14 protein-coding genes, 2 tRNA genes and 1 pseudogene are annotated in these 20,669 nt (G+C 68.5%); 7 read left to right on the top strand and 10 right to left on the bottom strand.

Annotation, left to right across the window (positions count from 1 at the left end; all coding sequences use genetic code 11):
• Positions 1-192: 192 nt before the first annotated feature.
• Genes GRS48_RS05980 through GRS48_RS05970 form a run of 3 tightly spaced genes read right to left on the bottom strand, consistent with a single transcriptional unit; the run spans position 193 to position 4,653 of the window.
• Positions 193-2,925: a TRAP transporter fused permease subunit gene (locus GRS48_RS05980; RefSeq protein ID WP_159484534.1), complete on the bottom strand. Its 2,733-nt coding sequence runs from the start codon at positions 2,923-2,925 to the stop codon at positions 193-195.
• On the bottom strand, positions 2,922-3,572 hold the full coding sequence (locus GRS48_RS05975) for a DUF1850 domain-containing protein (RefSeq protein WP_321168315.1): 651 nt from the start codon (positions 3,570-3,572) through the stop codon (positions 2,922-2,924). Before GRS48_RS05975 ends, GRS48_RS05980 begins: the two co-directional genes overlap by 4 nt.
• A gap of 1 nt (position 3,573) precedes the next feature.
• Positions 3,574-4,653, bottom strand: a complete 1,080-nt coding sequence (locus tag GRS48_RS05970) for a TAXI family TRAP transporter solute-binding subunit (protein ID WP_159484532.1) — start codon at positions 4,651-4,653, stop codon at positions 3,574-3,576.
• A 157-nt stretch (positions 4,654-4,810) separates the two neighbouring features.
• On the opposite strand from GRS48_RS05970, the gene GRS48_RS05965 reads away from it, so the two are divergent.
• A tRNA-Lys gene (locus GRS48_RS05965) sits at positions 4,811-4,884 on the top strand.
• 103 nt (positions 4,885-4,987) lie between these two features.
• On the top strand, positions 4,988-9,352 hold the full coding sequence (locus tag GRS48_RS05960) for an Eco57I restriction-modification methylase domain-containing protein (RefSeq protein ID WP_321168314.1): 4,365 nt from the start codon (positions 4,988-4,990) through the stop codon (positions 9,350-9,352).
• Here GRS48_RS05960 and GRS48_RS05955 read toward each other — a convergent pair.
• Positions 9,342-9,617, bottom strand: coding sequence for a transcriptional regulator (locus tag GRS48_RS05955; RefSeq protein WP_159484530.1), 276 nt, complete (start codon positions 9,615-9,617; stop codon positions 9,342-9,344). The genes GRS48_RS05960 and GRS48_RS05955 overlap by 11 nt on opposite strands.
• 147 nt (positions 9,618-9,764) lie before the next feature.
• On the opposite strand from GRS48_RS05955, the gene GRS48_RS05950 reads away from it, so the two are divergent.
• Positions 9,765-10,739 (top strand): sugar phosphate nucleotidyltransferase, encoded by a 975-nt coding sequence (locus tag GRS48_RS05950; protein ID WP_159484528.1) that lies wholly within the window; start codon positions 9,765-9,767, stop codon positions 10,737-10,739.
• Between the two features lie 53 nt (positions 10,740-10,792).
• Here GRS48_RS05950 and GRS48_RS05945 read toward each other — a convergent pair whose 3' ends face one another.
• Positions 10,793-12,073, bottom strand: a complete 1,281-nt coding sequence (locus GRS48_RS05945) for a glycosyltransferase (RefSeq protein WP_159484526.1) — start codon at positions 12,071-12,073, stop codon at positions 10,793-10,795.
• Positions 12,074-12,134: 61 nt separating this feature from the next.
• Entirely contained in the window at positions 12,135-13,247 is a 1,113-nt protein-coding gene (locus GRS48_RS05940) for a glycosyltransferase family 4 protein (RefSeq protein ID WP_343160878.1), read from the bottom strand.
• A gap of 127 nt (positions 13,248-13,374) precedes the next feature.
• Between GRS48_RS05940 and GRS48_RS05935 the strand changes: the two genes are divergently transcribed.
• The gene (locus GRS48_RS05935; protein ID WP_321168313.1) at positions 13,375-13,959 is read left to right on the top strand and encodes an SRPBCC family protein; all 585 of its coding nucleotides are present in this window, start codon (positions 13,375-13,377) and stop codon (positions 13,957-13,959) included.
• 158 nt (positions 13,960-14,117) lie between these two features.
• Positions 14,118-14,189: transfer RNA gene (locus GRS48_RS05930), tRNA-Ala, on the top strand.
• A gap of 46 nt (positions 14,190-14,235) precedes the next feature.
• On the opposite strand, the pseudogene GRS48_RS15375 reads toward GRS48_RS05930, so the two are convergent.
• The 3 genes and pseudogenes from GRS48_RS15375 to purD all read right to left on the bottom strand — a co-directional run.
• Positions 14,236-14,367, bottom strand: a pseudogene (locus tag GRS48_RS15375) (type II toxin-antitoxin system HicA family toxin); the annotation flags it as partial.
• Between the two features lie 72 nt (positions 14,368-14,439).
• On the bottom strand, positions 14,440-14,931 hold the full coding sequence (locus GRS48_RS05920; protein WP_159484972.1) for a DapH/DapD/GlmU-related protein: 492 nt from the start codon (positions 14,929-14,931) through the stop codon (positions 14,440-14,442).
• 279 nt (positions 14,932-15,210) lie between these two features.
• Positions 15,211-16,494: a phosphoribosylamine--glycine ligase gene (gene purD / locus GRS48_RS05915; protein WP_159484520.1), complete on the bottom strand. Its 1,284-nt coding sequence runs from the start codon at positions 16,492-16,494 to the stop codon at positions 15,211-15,213.
• Between the two features lie 145 nt (positions 16,495-16,639).
• Here purD and GRS48_RS05910 point away from each other — a divergent pair, with 145 nt between their 5' ends.
• Together GRS48_RS05910 and GRS48_RS05905 are read left to right on the top strand one after the other, a co-directional pair.
• Positions 16,640-18,820, top strand: a complete 2,181-nt coding sequence (locus tag GRS48_RS05910; RefSeq protein WP_159484518.1) for a thioredoxin domain-containing protein — start codon at positions 16,640-16,642, stop codon at positions 18,818-18,820.
• 113 nt (positions 18,821-18,933) lie between these two features.
• Positions 18,934-20,016 carry a geranylgeranyl reductase family protein gene (locus GRS48_RS05905; protein WP_159484516.1) on the top strand — a complete coding sequence of 361 codons (1,083 nt, stop codon included), beginning with the start codon at positions 18,934-18,936 and terminating at the stop codon, positions 20,014-20,016.
• Positions 20,017-20,066: 50 nt separating this feature from the next.
• Here the strand turns inward: GRS48_RS05905 and GRS48_RS05900 are convergent, their stop codons facing one another.
• Complete coding sequence (locus tag GRS48_RS05900; protein ID WP_159484514.1) at positions 20,067-20,588, bottom strand: TRAM domain-containing protein; 522 nt, start codon at positions 20,586-20,588, stop codon at positions 20,067-20,069.
• Positions 20,589-20,669 lie beyond the last annotated feature (81 nt).

The following is a 20,669-nucleotide window of genomic DNA, read 5'->3' as shown; positions in this document are numbered from 1 at the left end:
TGATTTCCGTGGGATCGCACTTAACGAGTGTGTTCTCGACGAGCGAGGCCGCAGGAACGGTTCCGAACGGCGATCACGCCGCCGTCGGGCGGTGAAGATCGCTTCGCAGTCGGCGGACCGGAGGCGCTCCGCAGTCGACGGACCGGAGGCGCTCCGCAGTCGACGGACCGGAGGCGCTCCGCGAGCGAGCGATCAGGACGACGCGCCCGGTTCCGTCTCCGTCCCCGCGTCGGTCTCCGTGCCCTCGCCGCCGACCGTCCCGCCCGCCGCGCGGTCCGCGACGGTCCGCGCGCGTCGGCGGTTCCTGACCAGCCCGGCGACGAGCATCACGGCCCCGACCCCGCGAAGCGCGAGGTCGTTCGTGAGGGTGTGTAGCATGACGTCGACCCCGAAGGTCCCGAGCGCCGTTCCGGCGGGCAGGAGGACCATCCCGGGGACCGAGAGGAAGACGGCTGCGGTCATGAGCGCCGCCCGGGACGCCCGGGAGACGGACGCGTGGTAGTAGCCGATGATCGCGACCCCGAGCGCGTACACGCCGGCGAACGTCGCCAGTACGGGCGCGACGACCTCGGGGAGGAAGAACCCCAGGTCGGCCACGTCCGCGAACGTGATCAGCGACGAGTCGCCGTCCTCCCGCGACCGGAGCAGCAGTATCCCCGGCGCGAAGACGAACGCGAACGGGACGAGGATCTTGTTCAACGACAGCAGGAACGCCGTCTTCCCCGTCTCGAACGGGTCGGACTTCGCGATCCCGGCGGCCGCGTAGGCGGCGACCATCACCGGCGGCGTGACGTCAGCCATGAGCCCGAGGTAGAGGACGAACAGGTGGACCGCGAGGATCGCGATGCCGAACTCCGGCAGCACCGGGCCGAGGAGCACGACGATGATGATGTACATCACGGTCGTCGGCATCCCCATCCCGACGATGACGGAGGCGATCCCGGCGAGGATCAACAGGAGCACGAGCGACCCGCCGCTCACGTCGAGGATGAGCGCTCGGAGGCTCCCGCCGAGCCCGGTGATCCCGATCACGCCAGGAATGATGCCGGCGGCCGCGACGGCGACCACGACGATCGTCGCGGTCCGGGCCCCGTTGTCCATCGACTTCAGCACGAACGCGGTGAACCGGCCCGTTCGGGTGTTCGCGATCTCGCGGCCCAGCCGCTCGTCGGTCGCCGCGGCGGCCTCCTCGACGGTGTCGTCGAGCTCGAGCAGCGGGGCGTCCCCCCGCGGGTCCGCGAGCAGGAAGACGACGCTGATCGCGGTGACGATCGTCGGGAGCGACGCGACCGCCTCGCGGAGGGCCGCGGCTGCGGAGAGCGCCGGTCCCGTCTCCCCGTAGAGGAGTCCGACGGGCGTCACGCCGGTCGTGAACAGCGTGGCGACGTACAGCGCGAAGCCGGCCGCGATGGAGCCGACGAGCGCCGGGCCGGTCCGTTCGTTGTACGCGGCGACCATCGCGATGAGCGCGACCGTCGCGGCGATCGTCAGCCAGCCGGCACGCCCCACGGAGAGCCGGGCGATGACGAGGTAGTAGAGGAGCAGCCCGAGCGGGACGAGGTAGAACCAGCCGCGGCGCATGTGCGGGCCGATGTCGAGCAGTTCGCTCCGGTCGAGGCCGCCGATACCCTCCTTTGCGGCCTCGAAGTGGACCATCACCCACATCCCGAAGAAGAAGGCGAGGGCGGGCAGCGTCGCCGCGATGACGACCTCGCGGAACGGGGTCGCCGTGTACTCGACGATGAGGAACGCCGCCGCGCCCATCACCGGGGGAAGGATCTGTCCGCCCGAGGAGACGGAGGACTCGACCGCGCCGGCGAACTCCGGCGAGTAGCCCGAGCGTTTCATCAAGGGAATGGTGAGCGCGCCGGTCGTCACCGTGTTCGCGACCGACGAGCCCGAGAGCATTCCCATGAACCCGGAGGAGACGACGCTGGCCTTCGCCGGGCCGCCCTGCCGGGTGCCCGTGATCGAGTACGCCAGGTCGATGAACCACTTGCCGGCCCCGGACATCTCCAGGAACGCGCCGAACAGGATGAAGATGTAGATGAACCGGACGGAGACGCCGACGGGGACCCCGAGGATCCCCTCGACGGTGTACCAGAGGTTCTGGACGATCTGATCCCAGCGGAGCTGTGAGGTGGCGAACATGCCGATCCCCGGGGCGTCACGCGGGAGCAGGTAGCCGTACTTCGCGTACAGCAGGAACACGGAGACCAGCACGGTGAGCAACAGCCCGAGCGCCCGCCGGGTCGCCTCCAAGACGAGCAGGATCGCGAGGACGCCCATCAGGTACGCGAACGCGTACGTCGCGAACGGTCCGACCTCCAGCGGCGCGAGCCACGGGTAGACGTCGCCGAGCGTGGCGGCCCCTCCGAGCCCGCGGATCCGCACGACGTTGGTCACCTCGTCGTACCGGGTGACGTAGTAGATCGTCGGCAGCGTCGACAGCGCGATGAGCGCGAGGTCCGACGGCGTGATCCGCGTCGACGACGCGTCGACGAACGCCCACCGGACGCCGTCGTGGGCGCGCTCGACGACGGCCGTGACCGGCCCGTCCCCGAACCGCGAGCGGACGGCCGGCGGGATCGCGGCGAGTCGCCCCGTGATCGCGCCGGTCCCCGTCGATCCGGGGAACAGCAGGAACGCGAGCACGAGCGCGAAGTTGACGTGGATCGCGCGGATCTGCAGCTGTGCGAGCGCCCCGATCCGAACCGTCTCGAGCCCGGGGACCGTGAACTCGAAGACGAACCCGCGCGCCGCGATCCACAGCTGGAACGCCGAGAAGGCGATCGCGACGACCGAGACCGTAACTGCGGCGATCCCGCGGAGCGTCCGTCGCGTGTCGATCTCGTCGTACACCTGCTCGTCGGGTTCCTCCGCGTCCGCGCCCGACACCACCCCGCTTCGCTCGCTCGTCGTCATCGGCAGCCCTCCCGACGCTCGACGGTTAGCTCGACGGGTCCGCCGTCTGCCATGCCCGCGAGGTCGTACCGCTCGTCACCGACGACGAGGTCGTGGTCGGCGATCGGGCCGGTCCCGACGCGCAACGGCCGGTACTCGACGCGCGGCGGCTCGGTGACGTACCGGCCGTCCCGCTCCGTCACCTCGGCCTCGGAGGGGAGCCCCGCGCCGAAGGAGCTGAACTCCATGCGGGTCATCGTGAGCCCGCAGTCGGTCGGGACGTAGACGTCCCGGACGAGGGTCCGCTCGACGCTGTGGGTGTACTCGAGGACGACCTCCGTGTCGGTCGACACCGGAACGCGGACGAGCTCCGCGCCCGACCCGTCGGCGACGACGAGCGTCGACCGAACCGGGCCGTCGCTGTCGACCTCGCTATCGCCGAGCGTGTCGCTGTCGCCGAGCGTGTCGCTGTCGGCGGACGTGTCGCTGTCGGCGGACGTGTCGCTGGTGGTAGACGGGCCGTCGGCTGACGAACCGCCCTCGACGGGCATCGCGACGCCGAACGTCGCCGTCGTGAACACCGCCGCACCGACCGCCGCCGTCACGAGGATCGCACCGACGAGGAGGACCCCGGGGACGCTCGTCGAGGCCCGCAACCCGCGGTTCACGCTACTCGAAGTAGCGCGCCGCGCCTTCGTGGAGGTCGATCGACATGCCGTCCTGGGCGGACTCGGCGGTGATGAAGTCCGCCTTGATCGACAGCTGGTCGACGTTGTCGAAGATCGCCGCGGTGACGTCCTCGACGACGTCGGCGCTGTACTCCTCGCGGCTCGCGATCATCGCCTGGACGGAGACCGTGTCCACGTCGTCGTCGATGCCCTCGTAGGTGCCGCCCGGGATGGTGTCGTCCGCGAACCAGGAGGCGTCCGCGCGCGCCGCCTCGCGCTCGTCGTCGGCCATGTTCAGGATCTCGATGTCCGCGGTCGTCGAGAGCTCCTCGACCGCGCCGACGGGCCACCCGCCGACGACGAACGCGGCGTCGACGTCGCCGTCGCGGAGCTGGTCGGCCGCCTGCGTGAAGTCCGTGTTCTGCTCGTCGAAGTCGTCGGAGGTGAGCCCCGCGACGGACTCGAGGATCTGTAGCGCGTTCACCTGGGTCCCGCTGCCGAGGTCGCCGGTGTTGATCCGCATGCCCTCCATGTCGGCGATGGAGTCGATCCCGGCGTCGGGGTTGATGATCACGTGGATGGTCTCCGGGTACAGGGTCGCGACGCCGCGGAGGTTCTCGATCGGCGAGCCCTCGAACGCCTCGAGGCCGGACCCCGTGGCGGCGAAGTAGGCGATGTCGTTCTGGATCATCGCGAAGTCCGCGTCGCCGTTGCCGAGGCTGCCGACGTTCTCGACGGACGCGCCCGTCGAGGACACCTCGACGTCGTAGTCCGTCGCGCCCTCGATGATCCCCTCGAACTCCCCGGAAAGCGGGTAGTACGTCCCGCCCGTCCCGCCGGCGTGCCAGCGGATCACGTCGGTTGGCTCGCCGGTGTCGTCGCCGTCGTCGTCGGTGTCGTCGTCCCCGTCGTCGACGCCGTCATCGTCGTCCGGTGGCTCCTCGTCGACGACGTCATCGCCGTCGTCCATCGGTTCAGGGTCGTCGCCCGCACAGCCGGCCACGCCGACGATACCGGCCGCTGCGGCGGCTTTCAGCAGGCGTCGACGGTCAACGGTCTCTCGCATCGGGTCGTCTGTCATACGACAGCGAATCGCTACCAACGAGCATAACTATTTTCAATCTTATACTATCTACAAGTAATAAACAACTAACTGGCAACCGGTTCACACTTCGGTGCCTGCGGCCGCGATCGGTGAATGAAAAGGCCTTTTACCGTGACCGGGGAACAGAGGATGAGGGCCGGTAGCTCAGTTAGGGAGAGCGACGGACTCTTAATCCGTCGGTCGCGTGTTCAAATCGCGCCCGGCCCGTTTTTAAACCCTGAGTGGCCTCACGAGCGGTCGATGCTGAAGCCGGAGCGGCGGACACAGGGAGATCGTCGTCTCGCGAACGCGGAGATCGACGCAGTGGGTAGTGACGGGAATCCGGTGGGTGGTAACGGAGGGGACGGCGTGTCCGTCACTGCGCCAAGCGTCCATGCGGATCCGACCGACTCGCGTCTCCACCCACCGGAACGCCGGGCGAAAGCCGGGGATCGCGGCCCGTGGCTTCGTCCTCCGCCATCTATTTGGTACCGCTGGGTCGTGGATCGGGTATCACATGAGTCAAGCCACACTCGGCAGTGGCCCGTATCGGAACTCGAACCTTTTTTCCGGATACTACCTCGACGAGCGCGTCGCCGATCTCGACGCGTGGGACTGTGACGAGGAGGCGGAAGCCGCCTTCGAGCAGATCCGTGACCGCTGGGAACGGGAGGGGTCGTTGCTTCCGTCGTACAACGAGGACGAACTCATCGACACGTGGATCGCCGACATCCTCGACGTTCTCGGCTACGGGACGAGTTCGGAGGTGACGCTGCCGGACGGCGGCGGCTACGTCGACCGGCTGCTCTTCGAGAACGAGGACGTGCGTCGCGACAGCGCCACCCAGGCGCTCGACGGCGGCACGGAGGGGCACTTCTCGCGGGCGTTAGCGATCCTCGAAGCCAAGCAGTGGGACGCCGACTTCGAGCGGTTCTTCTCGGAGCAACGCTCCTACCGGGACGCCTCACACCAGATCAAGTTCTACCTCGAACGGACGCCGGGCGACCTCCGATGGGGCGTGCTCACCGACGGGAAGAAGTGGCGACTCTACGGGACGAAGGACTACGAGACGCAGACCTACTACGAGGTCGACCTGCCGGAGGTCCTCGAAAGCGGGAGTCTGGAGGCGTTCAAGTACTTCTACGTCTTCTTCCGGCCGGCGGCGTTCGTCGAGCACGCGGGGAGTTCCTTCCTCGACGACGTGTGGACCGAGTCGGAGACCGCCGCCCAGGAGCTCGGCGAGGACCTGCAGGACAACGTGTTCCGCGCGCTGCGCGTGCTCGGGAAGGGGTTCGTCGAGTCGAACGACCTCGAGATCGACCCGGACGACGAGGCGGCCCGCGACGAGCTGAAAGAGCAGTCGCTCGTGTTGCTCTACCGGTTGATGTTCGTCCTCTACGCGGAGTCGCGCGGGCTGATCGACCCCGACGACCCGGCCGCCAGCGAGGAGTATCAGGAGTACTTCAGCCTCGAAGCCAAGCGGAGCGAGATCCTCGAGGACGTCGAGGGGCTCGACGTCGAGTCGGGCGCGGCCTTCGCCGACGAGTACAGTCGGTTCTCCTCGTCGATCTGGGGCCGGCTCACGGAGCTGTTCGAGCTGATCGACGAGGGCGAGGAGGAACTCGACGTCCCGCCGTACAACGGGGGGCTGTTCAGCCGCGAGGACCACGCGTTCCTCACCGAGAACGAGGTGACGGACCCGTACATCGCGGAGGTGATCTTCTGGCTGTCGACGACCGAGAACGACGACGGCGAGCACGTGCCCGCCGACTACGCCGACCTCGACACGCGGCACCTCGGCTCCATTTATGAGGGCCTGCTCGAACACGAGTTCCGTATCGCGCCGGAAGCGGGCGTCGCGGCGGTCGCGGCGGACGGCGGGCAGGTGTGGAAGTCGGGCGACGAGGTCGCGGTCGCGGACGCGGTCGAGGTGGTCGAGGAGGGCGGGCTGTACGTCGTCAACGACGAGGGCGAGCGCAAGGCGACGGGGGCGTACTACACGCCCGACTACGTGGTGACGTACATCGTCGAGGAGACGGTGGATCCCCTTCTCGACGAGATTCACGCGGACCTCCGTGCGGAGGGGTACGAACCCGAGACGGTGGAGTACGCGGCGGCGTTCTTCACGCGGGTCCAGGGGTTGAGCGTCCTCGATCCCGCGATGGGGTCGGGACACTTCCTGACGAAGGCGACGGGGTACCTCTCGAAGCAGGTGATGGACGAAGTGCGGGCGCTCGACGAGCAGGCGGGGTTCTTGGACGAACAGCACATTCGCCGGGAGATCTCCAAGGAGGTGATCTACGGCGTCGACATCAACGGGATGGCGGTCGAACTCGCGAAGCTGTCGATGTGGCTCGAGACGCTGGCGGCGGACCAGCCGCTCGCGTTCCTCGACCACCACTTAAAAGCGGGCAACTCGCTCGTCGGCAGCGACGTCACGGAGGTGCTCTCGGACGACACCGAGGAGCGCGGCGGCCAGCTCACGCTGACGCAGGCGTTCGCCAGGGTCAGACAGGACACGCTCGAACACGTGATGGAGCTGATGGCGGACCTGCTCGCGTTCGACAACGAGACGCTCGACGACGTCAAATCGATGGAGGAGCTGTACGACGAGATCCGCGACGACCCCCTTTATAAGCGATTGTTCCAACTGGCGAACGTCCACACCGCGGCGGAGTTCGGCGTCGACGTCCCCGCGGACGCCTACGAGCGGATGGCGGGCGCGATCGAGGACGAAGCCGACTGGGCCGAGATCCGGGACGAGCCGTGGTTTACAAACGCGCAGGCGACGGCCGACGAGCAGGACTTCTTCCACTGGGAGTTGGAGTATCCCGAGGTGTTCTTCGACAGCGACGGGGAGAAGTTGGCTGGGGCCGGATTCGATGCAGTTGTGGGGAATCCGCCGTATGTTCGAATGGAGGAATTCAAATCACTCAAGGAATACTTGGCCAGTATCTACGAGGTTCATGCTGCTCGGACTGACTTATATACGTATTTCATAGAAAGATCGACTGAACTGACAAGGTTGGGGGGAGAGTACGGATCAATTATTTCGAATAAGTTTCTCAGAGCGAACTACGGTAAATCGGTCCGATATTTACTTGGGCGCGATACCGCTATCCGAGAAATTGTTGATTTTGGAGGGCTTCCTGTTTTTCCCGATGCCACGGTCCGCTCTGCAATTGTTCTTGCCGAACGGAACACGGTTTCGAGCGAACCTGGACATTATGCGGCAATTGAGAATCTTAACTTTAGTTCTCTTTCAGAAGAAGTAGAAAAGACTGGATACAAAGTATCAAACGAAGGTCTCCACGGTGAGACTTGGCGACTCGTTGGCTCCGATATATCTAACCTGATGGATAAGGTCGAAGATTATGGGGAACCATTAGCAGAGTGGATTGACGATGGACAAATTGGCTGGGGAATAAAAACCGGTCTCAATTCAGCATTCATTATTGACGAGTCGCTAAAAAATGAACTTGTCAACAAGGACTCTCGGACAAAAGAACTCATTCAGCCACTAATCAGGGGGAAGCAACTCCGACGATACCACATCCAATCCGGCGACGAGTGGCTCCTATACGTTCATAGCGGTATTGATATCGAGGACTATCCAGCTGTTAAAGAGCATCTCGAACAGTACAGAGATCAACTTGAAGAACGGGCCGCAATTGATACGTGGTACGAACTTCAGCAGCCCCAGGAGGCATACGTTGAGTTCATCGAATCAGACAAAATCCTGTATCCGGAGATTGCGCCTGAGGCCCGTTTCGTATTTGATGGAGAACACCGTTATGCAAATAACAAGTGCTTTTTCATTCCTTCTTCAGATCTTGGACTTTTAGCGTTTCTGAACAGTAGCTTGTGCTTGTTCTATCTCTCACAAATCGTTGCAAAACTCGAAGGGAACACGGCAGACAGCTTATATTATGAATTCCGAACGCAGTACATGGAGCAACTTCCAGTAGTAGAATCGTTTGAGACAAACGGTCAAACGCTTAGTAGTCTTGCTCAAGACGCTTCCGAACTACGTGAGAGTCTTTCCAACCTCAATCTCTCACTTCAAGACCATCTCGGTACGTACTCTGGTAGCTCGACTCTCTCCAATGTCGGCCTCAGTCAACCTCCGCATCGGCGACGCCCGCGTCGATCGCGAGTCCCCCAACACGGTCCTCATAAAGGCCACCGCCCGCTACAAGCCCGACGACGAGGACGCGCACGAAACGGACCGCTGGGGCTACACGGAGACGGAGTACCTGCCCGCGTTCCGGATCACGGACCTCACGGAGCGGGAGGCGGACCTGATCGAGCACTTCGTGCCGGTCGCCGTCGACGAGGCGGGCGGCTTCGCCAACTTCCGCGAGACGGCGACGAAGACGAACTCGCTGATCGACCGCTTAAAAGCGATCGAGTTGCCCGACGTCGACGACGTCGCCGACGACCTGGAGAACTACCTGCGGACGAAAGAGCGCGCCGCGGAGCTCGACGCGAAGATCGAGCAGACGGACGAGCTCATCGACGAGATCGTCTACGAACTGTACGGGCTGACCGACGAGGAGATCGAGATCGTCGAGGAGGCAGTGGGAGAGTAGTTGTTGGAGGAGTTGTTGGACGCGAACGAGCGCGGCGAGTATTGCGCCACGATCGACCGCCCCGATCGCTCTCGATCGCCCTCGATCACCCCCTCACTCGATGAGGAACGTCGGCTCCGCGATCCGCTCGCTCCGGCACTCGGGACATCGCGACGGTTCGTTGACCGGATCGTCGAAGCGGTCGAACCCGCAGTCGCGGCACTCCGGGGGCGCGACGAGGAACGTCTCGTCGCCGTCGACCGACCGCGACACGTGCTGTAGGTGGTCGTACACGACCGGCGTCGGCAACGACAGCCACTCGCCCAACTCGCTCGCGGTCGCCGGGTCCTCCCGAAGGCGGTCGGCGACGCGCTGACGCGTCGTCTCCATGGGTTCCCGTGGCGGGGCGTATATAAAACGTCGGCGGCGGGGCGGGGGCCGATCGCCGGTCGTCGATCGTGATCGATCGTGGAGCGGTCCGGCGAGGGAGTTGACACGGGCACAAGAGGTATGGTTCCGGCCGTTGGTGATCCGCGTATGAAAGCCGTAGTGCTCGCGGGCGGGTACGCCACGCGACTCTGGCCGATCACGAAGGACCGCCCGAAGATGTTCCTCCCCGTCGGGGAGAACACCGTCATCGACGAGATCTTCGCCGACTTGGAGGCCGACGACCGCGTCGACGAAGTGTTCGTCTCGACCAACGAGAAGTTCGCGGAGCCGTTCGAGACGTACCTCGCGGACAGCGAGTTCGAGAAGCCGACGCTGTCGGTCGAGGAGACCGTCGCGGAGGACGAGAAGTTCGGCGTCGTGGGCGCGCTCGCACAGCTCGTCGACCGCGAGGACGTCGACGACGACCTGATGGTCGTCGCCGGCGACAACCTGATCAGCTTCGATCTGGGCGAGTTCGCCGACTTCTTCGAGGAGAAGGGGACGCCCTCGCTCGTCGCCTACGACGTCGGCTCGAAGGAGCGCGCGAAGTCGTACGGGCTCGTCGACCTCGACGGCGACCGCGTCGTCGACTTCCAGGAGAAGCCCGACGACCCGAAGACCACGCTCGTCTCCATCGCCTGCTACGCGTTCCCGGCCGAAACGCTTCCGGACCTCTCGGCGTACCTGGAGGAGGGCGAGAACCCCGACGAGCCCGGCTGGTTCCTCCAGTGGCTCCAGGGCCGGCAGCCCGTCCACGCGTTCACCTTCGACGGCGCGTGGTACGACATCGGCACGGCCGCCAGCTACCTCGACGCCGTCGAGTACGCGCTGGACGGCGGCACGCTCGTCGCGGACGGCGCGACCGTCGAGAACAGCACCCTCGGCGACGTCGTCCACGTGATGGACGGGGCCGAGGTGACCGACTCCACGCTCGAACGCGCCGTCGTCTTCGAGGACACGACGATCACCGACTGTGACGTCCGCAACTCGATCATCGACGAGGGCGTCACGCTGGAGCACACGGACCTCTCCGGCGCGCTCATCGGCGCGCACACCTCGATCACCCCCGGCGACGACTTCTAAACGGCCGAGCGCTCCTCGGCGACGACCGTCACGGAGCGAGGGCACGCTCCCGCTCAGGGACCTCGGGCTCCCGCGGACGTCCCGGCTCCGCCGCCCCCTCCGGATCCGCCGTTGTCCGCGGATTCGCCGCCTCTTCCGGAACCTCCGTTGTCCGCGGATCCGCCGTTGTCCACGGATCCTCCGGACGTCACCGACGCGTACACCTCCGCTAACGCGTCGATCGCGGCGTCCAGCGAGAGCGCCTCGCGGGCGTCGAGACAGGAGGCCCGCAGCCGGTCGCCGTCGTCGAGGACGCGGCCGATGGCGTCCCGGAACGCGTCGACGTCGCCCGGCGGGTAGCGGGTGCCGGTGACGCCCTCGACGACCGTCTCGACCAGCGCGCCCGCGTCGACTCCGACGACGGGCGTCCCGCAGGCGGTCGCCTCCATCGCGACGAGCCCCTGCGTCTCGACCGGGCTCGGGAAGCAGAAGGCGTCGAGCGCCGTATAATACGTCGGGAGCTCCTCACGTGGGAGGAACCCGAGGAACCGCGCGTCGACCCCCAACCGAGTCGCCGTCGCCTCCAGGCCGGCCCGCGCCGGGCCGTCGCCGCCGAGGACGAGGGTGACCTCGCGGTCCAGCCCGGCGACCGCCGCGAGCAACTCGTCGAGGCGTTTCTCGTGGCCGTGCCGTCCGGTGTAGCCGACGAGGGGGCCGTCGCCGAGGCCGTACCGGTCGCGGAAGGACCGCACCGCCGCGGGATCGGCCGGCGAGAACCGGTCGAGGTCGACGCCGTTGCCGACGGCGTGGACGCGCGGCGCGTCCGCGACGCCCGCGAGCGCCTCGCGAAGCGCGTTCGCGGTCGTTTCGCTCGGCGCGACGACCGCGTCGGCCGCCCCGAAGTACCGGCGCTCGTACGCCGCGGCCGCCGCGCGGACGCCGCGCTGGAGCAGCGGGCGCTCGACGAGGTAACGCGCGTACTCGGCCGTCGGCGTGTGATAGGAGGCGACGAGCGGTCGGTCGCGGCGGCGGGCGAACCGCCGGGCCGCGAGGCCGAGCGCGAACGGCGTGTGCGCGTGGACGACGTCGTAGTCGCCGTCGGCGACGGCGTCGGGGACGGCCGGGAGCGCCGCGCGGAACCCGGGGTAGAAGGGGAACGGGACGCTCGGCACGGGGAACTCGCCGGGCGCGGTCGGCGGCGCGCGGACGCCCCCGGACGACCGCGGCGCGTTCGGGTAGACGACGTCCATCCGCCCCCCGCGATCGGTCCAGCGGTCCCGCCACGTCTTCACGGTGTACGTCACGCCGTTGACGGTCGGGAGGTACGTGTCCGTGAACGCGACGACCGACTCCATGGGCCGACTTCGGCGACCGCGCTTATGAACGGTCCGGGAACAGCATCGACCCGTCACCGACTCACCACCGACCCATCGCCTCGCGCGTCCGCATCCGACCCTCCAGGAGGTCGGCGTAGATCCCCGACAGCTCCGCGCCGACGACGTCGAGCCCGTGTCGCTCCGCGGTCTCCCGCGCGTTCCGCCCGAGCCGTCGCGCGAGGTCCGGGTCCGCGGCGATCCGCGTGACCGCCTCGCGCATCTCCGCGCGCGACTCCGCGAGGAGGCAGTCCTCCCCGTCGGTGTAGTACTCGCGGAAGACGGGGAGGTCCCGGAGGACGCAGGGCTTCCCGCACGCCATCGCCTCCAGCGCGGCGATCCCCTGCGTCTCCTCTTTCGTCGCGAACAGGTAGACGTCGCCCGCGGCGAACGCGCCCCGTTTGTCCTCGACCCACCCCGTGAACGTCACGTTCGCCGGCGGGTCGGTCGTCCACCGTCGAACCGTCGACGACGCCCGTGGGCCGTCGTCGTACGGGCCGAACCACGCGAACCGGAACTCGCGGTCGGACTCCGCGTTCGCGAGCTCCTCGGCGAGCAGACAGAAGTCCGTCAGCCCCTTCCGCTCGAACACGTTGCCGACCGTGAACACCACGGTTCCGGTGAACCCGAACCGGTCCCGATAGGCCGTGCGCAGGCGTTCGTGGCCCGAAAGCGACGCGAGGTCAACGCCGTTGCTGATCGCCCGGACCGGCACGTCGACGCCGTTCGCCGCCAGCAACTCCGCCGCGTACTCGCTCGGAGCCAACACGAGATCGGCCAGCGAGTAGAACCAGCGGAGGTACCGGCGTAGCGCCGGCGCGACCGCCGTCGAACCCCGAAAGCTCCCCGCGAAGTCCTCGCCGGTCGAGTGGGCGTGACAGATCAGCGGGACGTCCCGGCGGCGGGCGGTCCGGGCGACCGCGACGCTGCCCGGCCCGAACAGGTTACAGTGGGCCAGGTCGAACTCGCGGATCGGCGGACGACCGCGGAGGAGGCCGGCGGCTGCGACACGGGGGTCCCCGCCACGCCACGGCGACTCGATCACGTCGAGATCGGCGGCCGCCCCGCGCAGGGCCCGGCGCTGCTGGCGGGCCGCCGTCCCGATCCCGCTGCGCTGCAGCGGGTCGGCGAGTTCGAGGTAGTTCAGGACGCGCACGGCCGATCGTTTCGGCGGCCGGCGTATATAAGCGGCCGGTGGCGCGCGAGCGCGAACGATGGCCGCCGCCCCTCTCAGTCCCGAAACCGGGCGGACCATTTATCCCGTCGCGGGCGAACGTGCCGCCGTGGACGAACTCGTCGTGCGGACGGAGGTGTACGCCGACCCCGAGGAGGTGTACGAGTTCCTGCTCGATTTCCCGCGGTACGGCCGCTACTCGGAGTACCTCCGGTCTGTGGAGACGATGGAGGGATCGGGCGGCCCGGGCACCCGCTACGCGCTCACGTTCGCGTGGTGGAAGCTCACCTACACCGCCCACTCGGCGGTCACCGGCGTCGACCCGCCCGAGCGGATCGACTGGGCGATCACGAAGGACATCGACGCCGACGGGTGCTGGCGTGTGACGCCGGTCGGAGACGACGAGGCGGAGGGCGGTAACGCGGACGGTGGTGGAACGAACGATGCCGGGAGTGACGACACCGCCGCGGAGCCGACCTGTGAGGTCGCCCTCGAGGTACGGTTCGACCCGAGTTCGGCCAGCTCGGACGCGCTGGACCTCCCGCGGCTCGTCTCGTTCGACTGGGTGCTGAAGAAGGCGATCCCGCTCATCAGGACGGAGGCCGAGCGCGTCGTCGAGCGCGCCGTCGCCGACCTCGAGGGTCGCACCCGCCGGATCGACCTCGACGTGTACGTCGACTCCGACCGGATCTGAGTGCCCGCCCGATCCCGGCCTCTCGCGCCGCTCCGACGCCCCTCCGTGCCACCGCCGTCGACGAGTGTCGGGCGACCGATGGCGTGTGGCGAACCCGCGTACGGCCCCCGAGTCGAAGCCCTTAAGAGCAATACCGCGAAAGGATCGGCTGCGTACGAGGGCTCGTAGATCAGTGGTAGATCACTCCCTTGGCATGGGAGAGGCCCCGGGTTCAAATCCCGGCGAGTCCATCACATAATTTTTCTTATACTTTGAGCGATAGGGCCGTGAGGCGTGCTCGTCGTGCAACGGGACGGTCACTCGACGACGGTCGTCCTCGTTCGTCGGATGCTCGTAATACAGTCAAGCGTGGCTCCCGGTCGTTCGCCGCCATTCGAGACCATCGGCGTTGACGAGTACCGTAACGATCTCGCGTCCCGAAAACGTCCGTCTCCCCGTTTATTCGAGCACGTCCGGTGGCCTCGATCGCCTGTCTCGCCCTCAATCGTCGTCCACGCCCGATTTCGCCGAAACGACCGTCGCCGGGACCCCCGCGACCGTCGTGTGCGGCGGGACGTCGTCGGCGACCAGCGAGTTGGCGGCGACCCGTGCGCCCTCGCCGATCGTCACCCCCGGTAGCACGACCGCCCCCGCGCCGATCATCGCGCGGTCCTCGACGACGACGTCGCCGAGGCGGTACTCCGCCTGGAGGAACTCGTGACACAGCAGCGTCGCGTCGTAGCCGACGATGGCGTCGTCGCCGACCGTGACGCGCTCGGGCCAGAACACGTCGGGCGTCGACTCCAACCCCCACGCGACCCCGGTCCCGACCGTGACGCCGATCCGGGACAGGAGCCAGTTCTTCAGCCGGAGGCTCGGCGAGACGCGCGCGAGCACGATGACGAGGTAGTTACGCATCACCGCCAGCGGCGACTTCGCGGCCGGCCACGACCACAGCGAGTTCCGCGTCCCCGGCGTCGGGTGCCGCTCCAGTCGGTCGCGCCGACCGGTCGATTCGGGCGCGGTACCCGCGGCTCCCGCGGTGTCCGCGGTCGCTGCGTCCTCGCCGCCCGCCCCCGCGCTATTCGCCTCCCCGTCGCTCGCCGTCGATCCGTCCGCCCCAGCGGTTCCCCGGTCGTCGTCGCGCTCGTCGCTCACGGGTGGGGGTTCGCCGGGCGTGCTTAAAAGGGTCCGTGCCGGGGTAGCGGATCGTGGGGGCGCCGGGTGTTGGAGTGTCGCCGTCGCAGTCGTCGCGGTCGTCGCGGTCGGCGGCTACTCGCGGAGCGCGTTCATGTGGTCGATCCGGCGCTCGACGAGGTCGGCCGTGCCGATGTCGTGGCGGACCCGAACGCGGTCGCCGGCGGCCGCGAGCGCCTCCTCGGCGGTCGCCTCCGCCGCCGCGATGGAGTCGCCGAGCCCGACGACCGCGAACGCCCGCGACGTCGTCGTGTACAGCCCGTCCTCGCGCTCGTCCACGCTCGCGTAAAAGAGGAGGGCGTCGCCGACGCTCCCCTCGTCGACCTCGATCCGCGCGCCCGCGTCGGGGTCCGTCGGGTACCCCTCGGGGACCGCGTACTTGCACACCGTCGCCTGCCCGGAGAACGCGAGCTCGGGAAGCGGGTCGGCGTCGCGGGCGGCGGTCAACACGTCGAGGAACGGCGTCTCCAGCGCGGGCAGCGTGTTCATCGCCTCCGGGTCGCCGAAGCGGGCGTTGAACTCGACCACCTTCGGCCCGTCGGCGGTCAGCATGAACTGGCCGTAGAGGACGCCCTTGTACGCCGGCAGCGCGTCGACGACCGCCGCGAGGACCTCGACGGCCGCCTCGTAGTCGCCCTCGTCCATGAACGGAAGCGCGGGCCCGGTGTCCGTGTACGACCCCATCCCGCCGGTGTTGGGCCCCTCGTCGCCCTCGTAGGCGCGCTTGTGGTCCTGTACCGCCGGCGTCGGGCGGAACTCGCCGTTCGCGACGAACGCCTGGATCGTGAACTCCTCGCCGACCAGCCGCTCCTCCAACACGACGCGGTCGTACGCGGCGTCGCGCAGGTACGTCTTCGCCTCCTCGGGCGTGACCTGGTCGCCGATCACCTTCACGCCCTTGCCGCCCGTCAGGCCGGCCGGCTTCACGGCGAGGTCGCCGTCGGACGCGTCGATGTACTCGCAGGCGGCGTCCATATCGTCGAACACCTCGAAGTCGGGACACCCCGGGATCCCCGACTCGCGCATGAACCGACGCTGGTACGCCTTGTCCGTCTCCAGCCGTGCCTCCGCCGCCCGCGGGCCGAACGTGTACACACCGGCGTCGTCGAGCGCGTCGGCGACCCCCGCGTCGAGCGCCGACTCCGGCCCGATCACCGCGAGGTCCGCGCCGACCGACGTCGCGTACGCCACGACGGCGTCGGCGTCGGTCTCCGCGACGTCCTCGAACCCGTCCGCGAGGGTACGGATCCCGGGGTTCCGGTTGCTCGCGCAGGCGTACAGCGCGCAGTCGTCCGCCAGCGCCCGGGCGATCGCGTGTTCTCTCCCCCCGCCGCCGACCAGGAGCACGGTCTCCGTCATACCCGACGGATATGCGCACGGTAGTGTAAACCTTCCCGTCTCGATCCGGGTGTTTGGGCACGGTTATGTGCATTCTTGAGAGTCAGGCGATCGCGGCCGCGACGCGGTGTGACGGGTTTTTGACCGGGGCGGGCCAATTACGGGTATGTCACAGCCGACCGACCGAAACCGGTTGGACGAGGAGGCCAGCCCCTACCTTCGGCAGCACGCCGACAACCCCGTCAACTGGCAGCCGTGGGGCGACGACGCGTTCGAGCGCGCCCGCGAACACGACGCCCCGCTGTTCGTCTCCATCGGCTACGCCGCCTGTCACTGGTGTCACGTCATGGCGGAGGAGAGCTTCGCCGACGAGTCGGTCGCGGCGGTCCTCAACGAGTCGTTCGTCCCCGTCAAGGTCGACCGCGAGGAGCGGCCCGACGTCGACAGCACGTTCATGACGGTCTGTCAGCTCGTTACCGGCGGCGGCGGCTGGCCCCTCTCCGCGTGGTGTACGCCGGACGGGAAGCCGTTCTACGTGGGCACATACTTCCCGCCGGCGTCCCGCGGGAACCGCCCCGGCTTCACCGACCTCTGCCGACGGATCGCCGACTCGTGGGCGGACCCCGAACAGCGCGCCGAGATGGAACGGCGCGCCGACCAATGGAGCGCGAGCGCGCGCGACGAGCTGGAGTCCCTCCCCGACGCGCCGGGCGATCCCCCGGAGCCCGGCCTCCTCGACGACGCCGCCGCCGCGGCCGTCCGCGGGTACGACGACGGCCACGGCGGGTTCGGCACGAACGGGCCGAAGTTCCCGATGCCGGGACGGATCGGTCTGCTGTTGCGCGCGTACGGGCGGACCGGTCAGGACGCGCTGGCGACGGCCGCGACGGGGACCCTCGACGCGATGGCCTCCGGCGGGATGTACGACCAGATCGGGGGCGGCTTCCACCGGTACGCGGTCGATCGCGACTGGACGATCCCCCACTTCGAGAAGATGCTGTACGACAACGCGGAGCTGCCCGCGACCTATCTCGACGGCTACCGCCTCACCGGCGACCCCTCGTACGCGCGGGTGGCCGCCGAGTCGCTCGCCTTCCTCGACCGCGAGCTCCGCCACGAGGACGGCGGGTTCTTCGCGACCCTCGACGCGCGGAGCCGACCGCCGGCGGGCCGCGGCGGCGGGGACGAGCCGACCGAGGGCGCGTTCTACGTCTGGACGCCCGCGGAGGTCGACGACGTCCTCGACTCGACGGCGGCGTCCGTGGCGAAGGACCGGTACGGGATCCGCCCGGGCGGGAACTTCGAGCGCGGCACGACCGTCCCCACCATCGCGACCTCGATGGCGTCGCTCGAGTCCGAGCACGGGCGATCGAGGGACGAGCTCCGGGAGATCCTGATGGGTGCGCGTCGCGAGCTCTTCGAGGCCCGCGAGACCCGCCCGCGGCCCGCCCGCGACGAGAAGGTGATCGCGGCGTGGAACGGGCGGGCGATCTCCGCGTTCGCCGCCGCCGGGTGGACGCTCGGCGAGCGGTACGGCGACATCGCCGCCGAGGCACTCGGGTGCTGCCGCGATCGGCTGTACGACGAGGGAACCGGCGAGCTCGCGCGGCGCTGGCTCGACGGCGACGTGAGCGCGCCGGGGTACCTCGACGACTACGCCTTCCTCGCGCGCGGCGCGCTGGACGCGTACGGCGTGACCGGCGACGTAGACCACCTCGGGTTCGCGCTCGACCTCGCCGACGGGCTGGTCGACGCCTTTCACGACGCCGACGACGGCACGCTCTACTTCACTCGCGAGCCGGGTGATGGGGCCGGGACCGGGACCGGAGCCGGGGCCGCCCCCGATGACCACCTCTTCGCGCGGCCGCAGGAGTTCGCCGATCGGTCGACGCCGTCGAGCCTCGGCGTCGCCGTGGACACGCTCGCGGCGCTCGACGGGTTCCGAACCGATCGGCGGTTCCGGGGGATCGCGGAGTCGGTGCTCGCGACCCACGCGGACCGGATCCGTGCGAACCCTCTCGAACACGTCTCGCTCGTCAGGGCGGCCGACCGCGTCGCCGACGGCGGGACGGAGCTGACGATCGCCGCCGAACGGGTCCCGGACGCGTGGCGGCAGACGATCGGTGAGCGGTTCCTGCCGGACGTGGTCGTGGCGCGCCGGCCGCCGAGCGAGGCCGGTCTCGACGACTGGCTCGACCGGCTCGGGCTCGCGGAGGCCCCGCCGATATGGGCGGGGCGGGACGCGACCGACGGCGAGGCGACGGTGTACGCCTGCACGGGGGCCACCTGCTCGTCGCCGGAGACCGACCTCGACGCCGCGCTCGCGTGGCTGGCCGATCAGCGCTGAGGACGGTTTGCTGGTCGACGCTGAGGACGGTTTTCCTGGTCGACGCTGAGAACGGTCGGCCGATCGACGCTGACGGCGGCCGTTTATAACGCTCGACCGCGTTTGGAACCGACATGTACGATCTCGCCGTCGTCGGTGCGGGACCGGCCGGGTCGCGGTTCGCGCGCCGGGCCGCCGAGTCCGGACACGACGTCGTCGTCCTCGAGAAGGGCTCCGTCGGGACCCCGCTGGCCTGCTCGGGTCACGTTTCCACGGACGTCTGGGAGTTCGTCCCCGAGGAGGCGCGCGACGAGCTGTTCCAGAACCGCGTGTACGGGGCGCGGTTTCACGTCGGCGGGCCGGACTCCCGCTCGTACCCCTTTTATAAAGAGGAGGAAGTGTCGAACGTCATCGACCGCGTCGGACTCGACCTGACCCTCGCGGACTGCGCGCGCGACGCGGGCGCGGACCTCCGCGAGGGCCACACCGTCGTCGGGGTCGACGAACGGGCCGATCGGGTCGTCCTCGAGGTCAGCGTCGCCGACGGCGACACCGAGCGGGTCGAGGCGCGGATGGTCGCGGGCTGTGACGGCCCGACCTCCCGCGTCCGGCGCGCGGTCGGCCTCGACGAGCCGGACGAGCTGCTCCACGGCGTGTTGGCGTTCGACGAGGATCCGGACGACGGCGATTTCGTCGACGTCCACCTCACCGCGCCCGGCTTCTTCGCCTGGCGGATCCCGCGCGGCGACGCCGGCGTCGAGTACGGGCTGGCGGCCCCGCCCGGGGACGACGTCTCAGCGCTGTTCGACCGGCTCACCGACGCCTACGACGTGACGACCGACCGGTTCTGCTCGGGCGCGATCCCGATCGGGCCGCCCGACCGCGTGACGACCGACCGCGTCTTCCTGATCGGCGACGCCGCCGCGCAGACGAAGCCGTTCACGGGCGGCGGGATCCGCTACGGGATGACCGCCGCGGACGTCGCCGCGCGGACGATCGATCCGACCGACCCGTCGACGCTCGCCGACTACGAGGCCGGGTGGCGCGACGCGCTCGCGACGGAGATCCGTCTCGGGAAGGCGATACGTGCGTGCTACTCGCTCCCGGAGCCCGTTCAACACGTCGGGCTGTGGGCGCTCTCCGGCGAGATCGGCGTCCACATGGACGAGCCGACCTCGTTCTTCTCCCGCGAACACCTCCGACGGCTGTTCTCGTAGTCGGTAGCGACGGCGGTCGACACGGGTCGATCGCAGGGTCGCGAGCGGGGCTACTCGTCGAGCACGGTCGCGAACGAGACGTTGTCGCGAACGCTCGTGATCTCCACCGTGACCTCGTCGCCGAGCTCCGAGTCCGGAACGATGACGACGTACCCGCGCTCGATCTTCGCGATCCCGTCGCCCTTGTCGCCCAGGGTTTCGATGGTGACGTCCCGGACGTCACCCTCGGACACCGGCGGCCCGGACGACGCGGTCCGGGACCGCGCTCCACCGGACCCACGGTTCCCGTTCGTCGCCGCGTCGTTCCCGTCCGCTCCCGCTGCGGTGGTCCGTCCCGTAGCCCTCGAGCCTCCCGACGTCGACCCCCCCGACGTTGACCCTTTCAGCGGCGATCCCTCCGACGTCGACCCGGCGTCGTCGCGAGCGATCAGCGCGACCCGATACGTCCCGCCGAGGTCGACGGTCCCGTGTTCGACCTCCCGCGACGGGACCCGGACGACGTACTCCCCGTCCGCGTTCCGCTCGATCGATCCCGTATAGAGACACGACAGCGATTCGGTGATCTCGACCATGCGTTCCGTTCGCGGTGCCGGGATGAAAAACACCGCGTCGTCGTCCTGCGAGCGATTCCGACCGACTCGGGGGGCTGAGCA

The organism is Halorubrum sp. JWXQ-INN 858, assembly GCF_009806985.1.
Lineage (GTDB): Archaea > Halobacteriota > Halobacteria > Halobacteriales > Haloferacaceae > Halorubrum.
Note: the sequence above shows the minus strand (reverse complement) of the source record. Positions and strands in the feature narration are given on the sequence as shown.